Here is a 12,080-nt window from a genome sequence, read left to right as displayed (position 1 = left end):
GCTCCAGTCAAAATACAGATTACACACAAAAAAGCTGTAAAAAATCCAAATATACTGCGCTCCATTAGACTTCCTTTCTATCTCGGTATTCGATGGTAAAATCATAGTCGTTTTTCTCATCTCGGGTATAAGATTTGCTTGCGACTGTCTCAAAACGAGACAAGTCAAACTCCTCAGGGAAATAGGTATCTCCCTCCACCTGAGCATGAATCTGTGTCACGATGATTTCATCTAAATAGGGCTCAAAAGCCTGAAAAATCTGTTTTCCACCAATGATATAGAGATTTTTTTCCTGACTCTGATACCAAGTTAAAACAGACTTCACATCTTGAAACACGAGCGCTCCATCCACGACTTCATCACTGTTTCGTGTCAAAATCAAGGTTTGGCGTTTGGGAAGCAGACGACGCCCCATTCCATCAAAGGTCACTCGTCCCATCAGTATAGCATGATTTAAAGTTGTTTCCTTAAAATGTTGCAACTCTGCTGGCAAATGCCAAGGGAGACGATCTTCCTTCCCAATCACCCCTTTTTCATCTTGGGCCCAAATGGCTATGATTTTCTTTGTCATGCTTCCGTCCTTTTTATTGATACTACTATTTTATCAAAATTCTCCCAAAAAGACTGTTTTGAAACGCGCTCAAAAGAGAGAAAAGGAGCAGGCTTCATTTAGCCTGCTCCTCTCGTCCCTAGGACATATATTTTTTTGCTTCAGATTCAATTTTTTCGACCACTTCTTGTATACTTAGTCCAGTTGTGTCAAGGTAAACTGCATCCTCAGCCTGTTTGAGAGGTGAGGTTTCACGATGACTATCCTTGTAATCACGTGCCGCAATCTCTTCTTTCAGCGTTTCCAAGTCAGTCTCAATCCCTTTAGCAATATTTTCCTTGTAACGACGCTCTGCTCTTTCTTCAACAGAGGCTACTAGGAAAATCTTGAGTTCAGCTTGTGGTAAAACAACTGTCCCGATATCACGCCCATCCATGACAATGCCACCTTGCTGGGCAATCTCTTGCTGGAGCGAAACCAGTTTCTCACGCACCTCAGGAATGGCAGCAATGCTTGAAACCTTGTTGGTCACTTCATTTTCACGAATCGGATGAGTAATATCAACATCGCCAACAAAGACAAGTTGCTCACCTGTTTCCGAACGTCCAAAACTAATAGGGTGTTGGTTCAGAAGTTCAAGAAGTTGGTCTACATTTCCTGCATCCAACTGGTGCTTGAGTGCTATATAAGTCGCAGCACGATACATGGCACCTGTATCAAGATAAGTGTAACCAAAATCCTTAGCAATAATCTTTGCGACCGTACTCTTACCACTGGAAGCAGGACCATCAATAGCAATTTGAATTGTCTTCATTTCCGACTCCTATCTAGTCTTGATGACATCACCAGGGTTGGCAAACCAAGTTCCTGATGACATATGAGAAGGATTCAGAGCTTCTAGCTGGGCAATGGAAATCCCTGCACGCTGAGCGAGAGCTGCTTCTCCTTCTCCAGGTTGCACAGTAAGCGTTCCTTCTCCATCTGTGTGTTCTTCAGAACTACTTTCTGAAGGAGTTGATTCTTTCGTTTCTTGAGCTTTACTAGTAGAGGAAGAAGACTCTTCCACTTTAGAGGTTGACGATGGAGCTGAAGAATCATAAAAATCCTTCAAAGCTGCCGTGCGGTTACTTCCTCCAGTAGAAAGGTAAATCAATACGACAACCATCGCTACAACGATTACAAAGAAGAGGCTAGCTAGAATGGTCAAGACACGATTGGCAACAACACCTTTTCCTTTTTGTTTACGGTGACGACGCTCTAATCTTGTTTCTTCTTCTCTATTGTCATAAATATCTTCTTGCCACGGTTCTTTTTCCATACCTTACTCCTTGTATTTTTTTCATTTTCTTATTACAATATAAATATGAAAGTCACACTTATACCTGAACGGTGCATCGCCTGCGGGCTTTGCCAGACCTACTCTGAACTCTTTGATTACCATGATAATGGAATCGTTCGATTTTACGATGATCCAGTTGAATTGCAAAGAGAAATCGCTGAGACCAGCGATGTTCTGGAGGCTATCAAACAGTGCCCTACACGTGCACTTCTCAAAGATCCATCATAGTTTAAAAGGGAGATTGATTTTGTTGATTCTTTTTGTCACTTTAATCCCTTCATCTACTAGTTTAGCATATTTCTAGGTAAAATTATAGTCTTTTCTGGTTATTTTTCCCTTCAAAAATAGAAAGATCACTTTTTTCTTTGACGAGATAGAGTGGTCTTTTTTTGGTTTCCATATAAATCTTACTGATATATTTTCCCAAAATCCCAATGGTCAGGAGTTGAATCCCTCCAAGAAAGAGAATGACAGCCATCAGAGAAGTCCAGCCAGATGTCGGATTCCCCAAGATAAGGGTTCGAAACACCACAAAAACAGTCATCATAAAAGAAATAAAACAAGATAGGAGTCCAGCTACAAAGGCTATACTCAAGGGAAAATCTGAAAAGTTGAGAATCCCTTCAATCGAGTAGAAAAAGAGCTGTCTAAAACTCCAACTGGTCTTGCCAGCCTGTCTTTCGACATTTGGATAGTCTAGGTAGTATGTTCGAAAACCGACCCAGGCAAAGAGGCCCTTAGAAAAACGATTGGACTCGGTCAAGCTTAAAATGGCATCCACCACAGACCTTCTCATCATCCGAAAATCACGAACACCTGATGGCAGGGCTGCTGGGCTGATTTTTTGCATGAGGCGGTAAAAGATGTCAGCGCAGAAACTGCGAAAGAAGGGTTCTCCCTCCCGACTAGTTCTCCGTGTCCCAACACAGTCCAAGTCTGCATTTTGGTCTAGTAAGGCTTTCATATCAAGTAGCATACTAGGAGGATCCTGAAGGTCTGCATCCATCACGACCACCAAGTCTCCAGTTGCATGCTGCAAGCCTGCGTATAAGGCTGCCTCTTTCCCAAAATTTCGTGAGAAAGAAATATAATGTACCGCAGGATTTTGCACCCGATAGGCCTTCAAAAGCTCCAAAGTGCCATCGCTTGAACCATCATCCACAAAGACATACTCGATCTCTGCCCCCAATTCTGGAAGGAGTGCTTCAACAGACTGATAAAAAAGAGGAAGTACTTCCTCTTCGTTTAGACATGGGACAATGATTGAAATCATCATCTTAGTCTTCAAATCCATTTGGATGCTTGCTTTGCCAACGCCATGCGTCTTCACACATTTGAGTAATATCGAGTTCGGCTTCCCATCCAAGTTCGGCTTTGGCTTTTGCTGGGTCTGAGTAGCAGGCAGCGATATCACCTGGGCGGCGTTCTACAATGCGGTAAGGAATAGGACGTCCCACTGCTTTTTCCATATTTTGGATAATTTCAAGAACGGAGTAACCTTTACCAGTTCCAAGGTTATAAATGTTTAGACCTGAACCTTTTTGGATTTTTTTCAAAGCTGCAACGTGACCTTTAGCTAGGTCTACGACGTGGATATAGTCACGAACCCCAGTTCCATCTTCTGTATCGTAATCATCTCCAAAAACTTGTACTTGTTCTAGTTTGCCCACTGCTACTTGGGAAACATAAGGCAAGAGATTGTTTGGAATTCCATTAGGATTTTCTCCCAAGTCACCGCTCTCATGTGCTCCGATTGGATTAAAGTAACGCAGCAAGACCACATTCCATTCTGAGTCTGCCTTGTAGATATCGGTCAGAATTTCCTCTAGCATAAGCTTGGTACGACCGTATGGATTGGTCACTGAAAGTGGGAAATCTTCTAAGATTGGAACTGTATGAGGGTCTCCGTAAACTGTCGCAGAAGAACTGAAGATGATGTTCTTACAGTTATTTTCTTCCATAGCTTTTAGAAGGCTGACAGTTCCAGCGATATTGTTGTCATAGTAGGTAAGAGGGATACGGGTTGATTCGCCAACAGCCTTCAAACCCGCAAAGTGAATCACACCAGTCGGTTCTTCCTGCTTGAAAATATCTCTGAGTGTATCTGTGTCACGGATATCTGCCTCATAAAAAGGAATCTCAACTCCTGTAATTCTTTCAACAACTTCTAAACTTTTACGATTGCTATTGACAAGATTATCCACCACAACCACTTGATGACCTGCTTGGATCAACTCAATAACAGTGTGGGTTCCGATAAATCCAGCACCACCAGTTACCAAAATCTTTTCTTGCATCTTATTTCCTCGATTCTCGGATTATTTTTTCTTATTTTATCATTTTTGATAGGGAATGTCATTTGACATCCTAAACCACCTGCTAAAATTTTAGTAAAATGCTTATACTCTTCGAAAATCTCTTCAAAAAACGTCAGCGTCGCCTTACCGTGGGTATGGTTACTGACTTCGTCAGTTCGATCCACAACCTCAAAACAGTGTTTTGAGCAGCCTGCGGCTAGCTTCCTAGTTTGTTCTTTGATTTTCATTGAGTATTATTCACTTTTTACTCGTTTGACATAGTTTGCAATTGGGTAGTTTACTGGGTCCAAGGCCAATTCCTTGTCTTGGACCAGCTGGGCTAGATGGTAACCGATGATCGGACCCGTTGTGAGGCCTGATGAACCTAGGCCGCTAGCCGCATAGATACCTGCCAATCCTGGCACCTGCCCAAAGAAAGGTGAGAAATCACTGGTGTAGGCACGGATTCCCACACGCTCACCAGATGATTTTGCTTCTGCCAAGGCTGGGTAGTGAGGCAAGGCTGCCTCCTCCATTTGTTGGAGCAAGGTTTCATCCACCGTCAAATCATATCCCATATCATTTTCGTGGGTAGCGCCCAAGGACAATTTCCCACCTGTAAAAGGGATCAAATCCCACTCCCCTTCTGGCATGACAACAGGGTGAGATGCTAGGTCTTTGGAGAGCTGATAATTTCGGAGTTGTCCTTTTTGAGGACGAACATCTACCTCATATCCTAAAGGTTCCAAAATGCCCCCCAACCAAGCTCCTGTCGCCAAAATAACCTGATCAAACATCTCTTCACCAATCTGGTAACCGGATGCTAAAGGTGTCAGACTCACTTTTTCTTTGACCAGCTTGACCTGACTGGCTTCTAGCAAACGAGTCACTAAGAGCTGGCCATCCACCCGTGCCCCACCAGAAGCGTAGATCAGGCGGTCGAATCCCTGCAAGCCAGGAAATAATTCATTTGCAGACGCTTGGTCTATAATGGCTAATTGACCTATCAAGGGAGATTCTTCCCTACGCTGGAGTGCTAGTTCATAGAGTTCTTCTAGCTTTGTTTCATCCTTTTTCAGGAGAAAAACGCCTGAGCGTTGGTAAAAGTCGATTTCCTGACCAGACTTTTCTAAATCAGCCAACAAATCCACATAAAAATCCGCTCCCAAGCGCGCCATCTTGTACCAGGCTTTATTACGGCGTTTGGAAAACCAAGGACTGATAATTCCCGCTGCTGCCTTGGTAGCCTGACCTTGTCCATGGTCAAAAACGGTCACCTCTAAATCTGCTTCTTTGGAGAGGTAGTAGGCAGCAGTTGCCCCTACAATCCCCGCTCCAATAATGGCAACTTTTTTCATTGTCTTCACTTCCTAACTAGATATGGTGGAAAGGATTGGTAGATGCTTGACTAGCTATGATATCAATAGGCCAACCCTTTTCTGCCTTCCATTGAGTAAGGAGCGCAGCGATTTTCTCCACAAAAAGGATTTCGATATAATGACCTGGGTCCAATGCTAGCAAACCATCAGACAGCATATCCTGAGCTGTGTGGTAGTAGATATCACCAGTAATATAGACATCTGCCCCCTTAGCTAAAGCATCCTTATAAAAAGATTGCCCGCTGCCACCACAGATGGCCACTCTTGAAATAGACTTCTGCAAGTCATTCTCTTGATAATGCACCAATCGAAGACTATCTAGACCAAAGACTTGCTTGACATGTTGGGCCAATTCCCCAAATGTCTGAGGCTGAATATTCCCAATCCGTCCAATTCCACGTTCTGGACCTGTTTCCTGCAGATAGGTCGTTTCCTCAATACCTAGCATCTGGCAGAACCAATCATTTAGCCCGTTCTCAACAATATCAATATTGGTATGGCTGACATAAACCGCAATGTCATGCTTGATCAGGTCGATGTAAATCTGATTTTGCGGACGGCTAGCTACCAGATCCTTGATGGGACGAAAGATTGGCGCGTGCTTGACGATAATCAAGTCCACACCCTTTTCAATGGCCTCTGCCACCGTCTTTTCTCGAATATCGAGAGCCACCATGACCCTTTGGATCTCCTTGTCCAAAGTGCCGATTTGCAGGCCACGACTGTCTCCCTCCATAGAAAATTCCTGGGGACAAAAGGCTTCATAAGCCCTGATTACTTCACTTTCTAGCATGGAGCACCTCCTTGATGGCTTGAATTTTATCTACAAGAACTTGACGTTCTTCTCGATTTTTCTCTGGGATTTGGTCAAGAGCAAACTCTAACTTAGCTGCTTCTTTTTGCCATTTTTGGACAAAGACTGGACTGATTTCTTTGGACAAGAAGGGGCCAAAGCGAACATCACTAGCTGATAGTTTCATTTGTCCAGCTTCCACCACTAGAATTTCGTAAAACTTGTTAGCTTCTTCTAGAATGCTTTCTGCTACGATCTGAAAACCGTGCTCTTGCAACCAGATGCGCAAGTCGTCTTCACGATTATTGGGCTGGAGGATTAAACGCTCTACATTAGCTAGCTTTTCCAAACCTTCTTGCAATATGGTAGCAATCAAACGGCCACCCATACCAGCAATGGTGATAACCGATACTTGGTCTTCCTCTTCAAAGGCTGCCAAGCCATTGGCTAAACGGACTTGGATTTTCTCCTTTAGACCGTGAGCCTCAACATTCTTGAGAGCAGACTGGTAGGGTCCTTCCACCACTTCCCCTGCAATGGCGCTTTTGATTTGGCCTCTCTCAACTAACTCGATGGGCAGATAAGCATGGTCACTCCCCACATCTAGTAAAATGGCACCTTGCGGTACAAAGGACGCCACCAATTCTAATCTCTTTGAAATCATCTTCTCTCACTTTCCAAAACTCTATTACATCTTATTATACCATATTTCAGCTAGCAATCTTGCACCTAAAAAGACCGCAATCCACAGATTGCAGTCTTTCTTTATTTTCTAGTTTGGTAACGACTAGTTAGAATGAAAATCACCGTAAAGATCAGCATCATGGCCCCATAAACAGGCAACGTTTGCCCTGTCAAGGTTGAAATTTCAAGCAACTTCTGGATCATTGGGAAGAGAGCTGTAGCTATGAAGCCTCCTACAGACCAGACAATCAAGAGAACACGCCAGAGGGTAAATGGCATGCAAGCTCTAAATACAGATAAGAAACCGATAGATCCAAGGAGATAATAAAGTAGGGTTGAGATTTCTAACTCAGACCAACCTTGACTCGCTCCAAATATTTTCACAAAAAGAACGCTAAAGACGACCATAAGGGCACTTGGTAGGGCACGTAGCATGGATCTTCTGAGGAAATTTGGCTCAACAGGCTTGATATTTCGCTCAAAAGTCAGAACGAATGGCGGGAAACCTTCCACGAATTGGTCGATCATGGTAATCTGGATTGGAATGAAAGGGAAAATCAAAATCCACTCAGACCGTCCTAGTAAAACGCTGGCAATACAGATGACTGCAAGCAAGAAGGAATAGATGGTCTTAATCAAGAAAATCGGTGCGATATGGGCGATGTTATTGACCACGCGACGACCTTCAAAGAGAATCTCAGGAACATCATTAAAGTCTGAGTTCAAGAGAACCAGATTAGCAATCTGACGAGTCGCCGGATCTCCCTCCGCCATTACAATCGAACAATCCGCCTCACGAAGGGCTAGGATATCATTGACTCCGTCCCCTGTCATGGCCGTTGTATGCCCTGATTTTTTCAGCGTTTGGATGATGAGTTTCTTTTGATGAGGGGAAACCCGTCCGAAAATAGCTGTCTCTTCGGCCATGGCAACCAATTCCTCATCCGTGATTTTTGAGCAATCTACATAGCTGTGATAGTCTACAAAGCCAGCCTTCTGGGCAATGCTGGATACTGTAACTGGATTGTCGCCAGAGATAATCTTGAGGCCCACTTCCTGGGAACGAAGATAGTCTAGTGTCTCAGCTGCTCCTTCTCGAATGGGGTCCAAGATTTCCAGCAAGGCCAGGGCTTGAATGTCAGACGGTTTCTGTGGTTTGTGATGATCTAGTTTTTCCTGACTAAGGACTAAGACCAAGACACGTGAACCTCTCTCTAAAGCCTCTCTGGCTTCTGGGACTTCAGAGTTCAACAACATCTCAGGCGCCCCTAAGAAAACCGTTCCTAGCCCTTCTAACTCCATAGCTCCCCACTTGCGATCGCTTGAGAAAGGAAGATTCGAAAGCATAGGATAGGAAACCTGACCTTGGAAACGCTGGCGAATGGCTTGGGCTGTTGGATTTTTATCCTCACTATGAGCGATATAGCTAGTCAAAATGCTGGCAATAGCCTCTTCACTATAAGTTTCCGTCAGAGGGAGAACAGCCTCCACCTGCATCTTTCCTTGGGTGATGGTGCCCGTCTTGTCCAGACAGAGCATATCCACGCGCGCCAAGGTCTCGACAGAGTACATCTCCTGCACCAAGACCTTTTTCAAGCCCAGCTTGATCACCGCAGTCAAGAGTGAAGTAATGGTCAAAAGGGCGATTCCCTTGGGTAACATTCCCAAAAGGGCAGTCGACGAATTTACAACGGATGACTTGAGGGGCAAACCTTTTAACATCAAGGCTTCTAGCAGGAGAGCTAGACCAAAGGGAATAATAATCTTCCCAGTAAAACCAGCTAGCTTGTCTAGCGATTTCATGATACGGGAGTTGATCGGTTTCACTGTCTTAGCTTCCAGCATGAGTTTGGAAGCATAGTTGTCTGCCCCGACATGGTGAACTTGAGCCAAAACTGCGCCACTGGCTAGGAAACTCCCTGATAAAAGCAAGGCATCCACTTCTTTTTGCACCAAATCACTCTCACCCGTCAACATAGCTTCATTGACTTCCGCAAATCCTTCTAAAACCCGCGCATCACTAGGAATCTGCTCTCCCGCAGACAAACGAATAACATCTCCTAGAACCAACTCTTCTGGATTGAGAGCAACTTCTTGACCATCACGAATGGTTTTGACCTTTTCCTTGGTCATGAGATTGAGCTTGTCCACCATGTGTTTGGCTCGCAGCTCAGTCACAATCCCAGAAAAAGCGTTAAAGCAAATAACGGCAAAGAAAACCAAATTGCTCCAAGCCTGTACAAAGGCAAGCGCTAGGGCAATAACAAAGTTTAATGCGTTAAAAAGTGTAAAAACATTTCGTTTGATGATTTGCCAAGTACTGGTACTGGCCGAAGCGGTAAAGTCATTGACCAAACCTTGAGCCTGTCTTTCCTTGACTTCTCTTTGGGTTAATCCCATTATCTTATTTTTATCCATAAACTCTATCATATCATTTTTTTTAAAAGAATTCTAATCCCATCTAAAACTGTGGGTTGATAACTGAAAAAGTTTGCCAGTAGTCTTTTGATAATGTATAATAATAAAAGCAATACAATCGAAGGAGATCTCATGTTTTATACTTATTTGCGTGGACTAGTCATGCTGATCTTGTGGTCCATCAATGGCAATGCCCACTATCACAATACTGATAAAATCCCTAGCCGAGACGAAAACTATATCCTCGTCGCACCTCACCGTACCTGGTGGGATCCTGTTTACATGGCCTTTGCGACCAAGCCAAAACAGTTCATCTTTATGGCCAAAAAAGAGCTGTTTAACAACCGTATCTTTGGCTGGTGGATCCGTATGTGTGGCGCCTTTCCTATCGACCGGGAAAAACCTAACGCCTCTGCCATCAAGTACCCTATCAACGTCCTCAAAAAAAGCGACCGCTCTCTCATCATGTTTCCAAGTGGGAGCCGTCACTCAAACGATGTCAAGGGTGGAGTTGCCTTGATTGCCAAAATGGCCAAGGTTCGTATCATGCCTGTTACCTACACCGGTCCCATGAACTTGAAAGGCTTGATTAGCCGTGAACGTGTCGATATGAACTTTGGAAATCCTATCGATATCTCGGACATCAAGAAAATGAATGATGAAGGAATCGAAATGGTTGCAGATCGTATCCAAGCAGAATTCCAACGTTTGGACGAAGAAACCAAGCAATGGCACAATGATAAAAAACCAAATCCACTCTGGTGGTTTATCCGCATCCCTGCCCTTATCCTTGCAGTGTTTGTTGGTATCCTAACGATTATCTTTAGCTTTATCGCAAGCTTTATCTGGAATCCAGATAAGAAGAGAGAGGCTCTTGGTTAAAAAATACAATTATCCCTTGGCTTTTGCCAAGGGATAATTCTTTTATTTGATTTTCCATTTTTGGACCAACCAACTGGAAAAGGCTAGAAATCGCTCAGCCACTTGCTCATGATGCCCATAGGGATCAAAGACAAACCGACCAGTCGGATAGCATTGCTGAAGACTAGTATGGATTTCCTCAGCATAAACTGGCGCTTGAGCCAGACGATTACTATGATGGGCTCCTTCTGTTTGTCCATTCTGTAAATACAGTAAACAGTCCAAATTTTTCACCTTTTCTTCCTTACAATAAGTCACAAAATCAGGATACCAAAAGGAACCGCAGATAGAGAAGGTACAGGAGACCTTATCAAAATGGAAAAGACTGTATACTGCCGCCAAACCACCTAGTGAGTATCCTCCATAGGCAAGGCGATCTTCGTCCAGGCAATAAAGCGACTGCAGCTTGTCTAAAAGACTATCAAATAAATGATCATGATAGGCATTTGCCTGACCCCCAAAATCTGGAGCTCCATCTCTCAGAGCAGATGCCTTCCATGGAGTGTAGTCATCTAGGCGATTTTTAGAGGTCAAGCCCACTAAAATCACAGATTCTGAAAGGGAAGATAGGAAATCCAAGTTTCCATCATTCAAGAGAATAGCTGGATAGGTTTGGTTAGGATCATAGGTCGAAGGAAGGCTGATCTTAACTTGAATCCCTTCCCAATCAAACTCATTATTTATTGATAAAGTCATTGATTTTCTCAAGGGAATCAATCACTGCTGGACCATAATCCATCAACTCATCGTAAGAAATGGTCATGATTTTTTGATTCTTAATTGCAGGAACGTTTTCCAAAACTTCATTTGCCTTCATCAACTCTACTGCGTTGGCATCCAATTTTTTATTGCGGTCGCTGGTCACATAGATAATCAACTCAGGATCCATTGACACGAGATTTTCCAAGGTCAAGCCTGATGTTCCCGTTGCAACGTTGGTATAACCAAGTTGATTCAACAAGCTCTCTTGCAAAGCAGACTTGTAAGCACCGAAGGTTTCATCATTATAAGCAACCATAATCAAAGCCTTTTTCTTTTCACCTTGGTTTGTTGGATTTGCTTTCTTAACAGCGTCAATTTTAGCTTGTAATTGGGCTGCGTATTCATTGGCCTTGTCCTGAACATTGAAAATCATTCCAAGATTTTTGACATCTTCTACGATATTCCCCAAATCTTGCTGAATCGTTGAGAGAGAAGCTTTTTGCGTATAGACTGGGATTTTGTTTTCATTCCAAGTGCTAACTGTCCCCAAGGATTTTTCAGAAAACATCATGTTTCGACCCATCACAGCATCTGGCTCATAAGAAAGGACTGTCTCTTGTGAGACTGTTTTTTTGTCCCCAATTTGAGGAATCGTTGCAATCGCGTCCTTGTATTTACCTGTTAAGGCATTGTCTGGGTTGAGCATACCAGCAATTTTATCCTTCAAGCCTAACTCCAATAAGATTTCAGTGGTTGACAGATTGTTGGTGATAACTTTTTCAGGTGCCTTCTCAAAAACTTGTTCGACTTCATTTCCCTTAGCGTCATAGGTCTTGACCGTTAACGGATAAGTCGTCTCTGTGCTGGCCTTCTGACTTGTTTCTGTGCTAGACTGTGTGGTAGCTTTTTCTGTAGTAGTATTACCACAAGCTGCCATGGTTAGGGTAGCTACTGTTACCAGTAAAATGCTTAGTGTTTTTTTCATCTTGTTTTCCTT

General features: G+C 43.4%; 14 protein-coding genes. 2 read left to right on the top strand and 12 right to left on the bottom strand.

The features are described 5' to 3' along the window. Positions 1-64: 64 nt before the first annotated feature. The 3 genes from E2R31_RS07855 to E2R31_RS07845 form a co-directional block, all read right to left on the bottom strand. Positions 65-571, bottom strand: coding sequence for a dihydrofolate reductase (locus E2R31_RS07855; RefSeq protein WP_061417163.1), 507 nt, complete (start codon positions 569-571; stop codon positions 65-67). Positions 572-689: 118 nt separating this feature from the next. After that, positions 690-1,364: a (d)CMP kinase gene (gene cmk, locus E2R31_RS07850; protein WP_000849393.1), complete on the bottom strand. Its 675-nt coding sequence runs from the start codon at positions 1,362-1,364 to the stop codon at positions 690-692. A 9-nt stretch (positions 1,365-1,373) separates the two neighbouring features. Beyond that, positions 1,374-1,868, bottom strand: coding sequence for an SAG1386/EF1546 family surface-associated protein (locus tag E2R31_RS07845; RefSeq protein ID WP_084926089.1), 495 nt, complete (start codon positions 1,866-1,868; stop codon positions 1,374-1,376). Positions 1,869-1,913: 45 nt separating this feature from the next. Between E2R31_RS07845 and E2R31_RS07840 the strand changes: the two genes are divergently transcribed. Further along, positions 1,914-2,117 (top strand): ferredoxin, encoded by a 204-nt coding sequence (locus tag E2R31_RS07840; protein ID WP_162284888.1) that lies wholly within the window; start codon positions 1,914-1,916, stop codon positions 2,115-2,117. An 82-nt stretch (positions 2,118-2,199) separates the two neighbouring features. Here the strand turns inward: E2R31_RS07840 and E2R31_RS07835 are convergent, their stop codons facing one another. From E2R31_RS07835 to E2R31_RS07805, 7 genes are all read right to left on the bottom strand, one after another. Then, positions 2,200-3,183 (bottom strand): glycosyltransferase family 2 protein, encoded by a 984-nt coding sequence (locus E2R31_RS07835; RefSeq protein ID WP_165941806.1) that lies wholly within the window; start codon positions 3,181-3,183, stop codon positions 2,200-2,202. Next, positions 3,167-4,186 (bottom strand): UDP-glucose 4-epimerase GalE, encoded by a 1,020-nt coding sequence (gene galE / locus E2R31_RS07830; protein WP_125449512.1) that lies wholly within the window; start codon positions 4,184-4,186, stop codon positions 3,167-3,169. The genes E2R31_RS07835 and galE overlap by 17 nt, the downstream gene beginning before the upstream one ends. Then, positions 4,165-4,434: a chlorohydrolase gene (locus E2R31_RS07825; RefSeq protein WP_132973829.1), complete on the bottom strand. Its 270-nt coding sequence runs from the start codon at positions 4,432-4,434 to the stop codon at positions 4,165-4,167. Before E2R31_RS07825 ends, galE begins: the two co-directional genes overlap by 22 nt. A gap of 6 nt (positions 4,435-4,440) precedes the next feature. Next, the gene (locus tag E2R31_RS07820; protein WP_070800043.1) at positions 4,441-5,544 is read right to left on the bottom strand and encodes an NAD(P)/FAD-dependent oxidoreductase; all 1,104 of its coding nucleotides are present in this window, start codon (positions 5,542-5,544) and stop codon (positions 4,441-4,443) included. Between the two features lie 16 nt (positions 5,545-5,560). Continuing rightward, positions 5,561-6,358: a Nif3-like dinuclear metal center hexameric protein gene (locus E2R31_RS07815; protein ID WP_132973825.1), complete on the bottom strand. Its 798-nt coding sequence runs from the start codon at positions 6,356-6,358 to the stop codon at positions 5,561-5,563. After that, entirely contained in the window at positions 6,345-7,022 is a 678-nt protein-coding gene (locus tag E2R31_RS07810) for a tRNA (adenine(22)-N(1))-methyltransferase (RefSeq protein ID WP_132973823.1), read from the bottom strand. The genes E2R31_RS07815 and E2R31_RS07810 overlap by 14 nt, the downstream gene beginning before the upstream one ends. Positions 7,023-7,123: 101 nt before the next feature. After that, positions 7,124-9,460: a cation-translocating P-type ATPase gene (locus E2R31_RS07805; protein ID WP_132973821.1), complete on the bottom strand. Its 2,337-nt coding sequence runs from the start codon at positions 9,458-9,460 to the stop codon at positions 7,124-7,126. Between the two features lie 132 nt (positions 9,461-9,592). Between E2R31_RS07805 and E2R31_RS07800 the strand changes: the two genes are divergently transcribed. Then, the gene (locus E2R31_RS07800; protein WP_132973819.1) at positions 9,593-10,342 is read left to right on the top strand and encodes a lysophospholipid acyltransferase family protein; all 750 of its coding nucleotides are present in this window, start codon (positions 9,593-9,595) and stop codon (positions 10,340-10,342) included. Between the two features lie 42 nt (positions 10,343-10,384). Here the strand turns inward: E2R31_RS07800 and E2R31_RS07795 are convergent, their stop codons facing one another. Both E2R31_RS07795 and E2R31_RS07790 read right to left on the bottom strand, forming a co-directional pair. Then, the gene (locus E2R31_RS07795) at positions 10,385-11,077 is read right to left on the bottom strand and encodes an alpha/beta hydrolase-fold protein (protein ID WP_132973816.1); all 693 of its coding nucleotides are present in this window, start codon (positions 11,075-11,077) and stop codon (positions 10,385-10,387) included. Then, entirely contained in the window at positions 11,058-12,068 is a 1,011-nt protein-coding gene (locus E2R31_RS07790; RefSeq protein ID WP_132973814.1) for an ABC transporter substrate-binding protein, read from the bottom strand. The genes E2R31_RS07795 and E2R31_RS07790 overlap by 20 nt, the downstream gene beginning before the upstream one ends. Between the last annotated feature and the right edge of the window lie 12 nt (positions 12,069-12,080).

Source organism: Streptococcus downii, from assembly GCF_004353325.1.
GTDB lineage: Bacteria > Bacillota > Bacilli > Lactobacillales > Streptococcaceae > Streptococcus > Streptococcus downii.
This window is presented reverse-complemented; position numbering and strand designations above follow the sequence as displayed.

What these genes read in the sequence shown, in the direction of transcription:
- E2R31_RS07855 (WP_061417163.1), bottom strand. Translation starts at nt 571, where the DNA reads ATGACAAAGAAAATCATAGCCATTTGGGCCCAAGATGAAAAAGGGGTG.
- cmk (WP_000849393.1), bottom strand. Translation starts at nt 1,364, where the DNA reads ATGAAGACAATTCAAATTGCTATTGATGGTCCTGCTTCCAGTGGTAAG.
- E2R31_RS07845 (WP_084926089.1), bottom strand. Translation starts at nt 1,868, where the DNA reads ATGGAAAAAGAACCGTGGCAAGAAGATATTTATGACAATAGAGAAGAA.
- E2R31_RS07840 (WP_162284888.1), top strand. Translation starts at nt 1,914, where the DNA reads ATGAAAGTCACACTTATACCTGAACGGTGCATCGCCTGCGGGCTTTGC.
- E2R31_RS07835 (WP_165941806.1), bottom strand. Translation starts at nt 3,183, where the DNA reads ATGGATTTGAAGACTAAGATGATGATTTCAATCATTGTCCCATGTCTA.
- galE (WP_125449512.1), bottom strand. Translation starts at nt 4,186, where the DNA reads ATGCAAGAAAAGATTTTGGTAACTGGTGGTGCTGGATTTATCGGAACC.
- E2R31_RS07825 (WP_132973829.1), bottom strand. Translation starts at nt 4,434, where the DNA reads ATGAAAATCAAAGAACAAACTAGGAAGCTAGCCGCAGGCTGCTCAAAA.
- E2R31_RS07820 (WP_070800043.1), bottom strand. Translation starts at nt 5,544, where the DNA reads ATGAAAAAAGTTGCCATTATTGGAGCGGGGATTGTAGGGGCAACTGCT.
- E2R31_RS07815 (WP_132973825.1), bottom strand. Translation starts at nt 6,358, where the DNA reads ATGCTAGAAAGTGAAGTAATCAGGGCTTATGAAGCCTTTTGTCCCCAG.
- E2R31_RS07810 (WP_132973823.1), bottom strand. Translation starts at nt 7,022, where the DNA reads ATGATTTCAAAGAGATTAGAATTGGTGGCGTCCTTTGTACCGCAAGGT.
- E2R31_RS07805 (WP_132973821.1), bottom strand. Translation starts at nt 9,460, where the DNA reads ATGGATAAAAATAAGATAATGGGATTAACCCAAAGAGAAGTCAAGGAA.
- E2R31_RS07800 (WP_132973819.1), top strand. Translation starts at nt 9,593, where the DNA reads ATGTTTTATACTTATTTGCGTGGACTAGTCATGCTGATCTTGTGGTCC.
- E2R31_RS07795 (WP_132973816.1), bottom strand. Translation starts at nt 11,077, where the DNA reads ATGACTTTATCAATAAATAATGAGTTTGATTGGGAAGGGATTCAAGTT.
- E2R31_RS07790 (WP_132973814.1), bottom strand. Translation starts at nt 12,068, where the DNA reads ATGAAAAAAACACTAAGCATTTTACTGGTAACAGTAGCTACCCTAACC.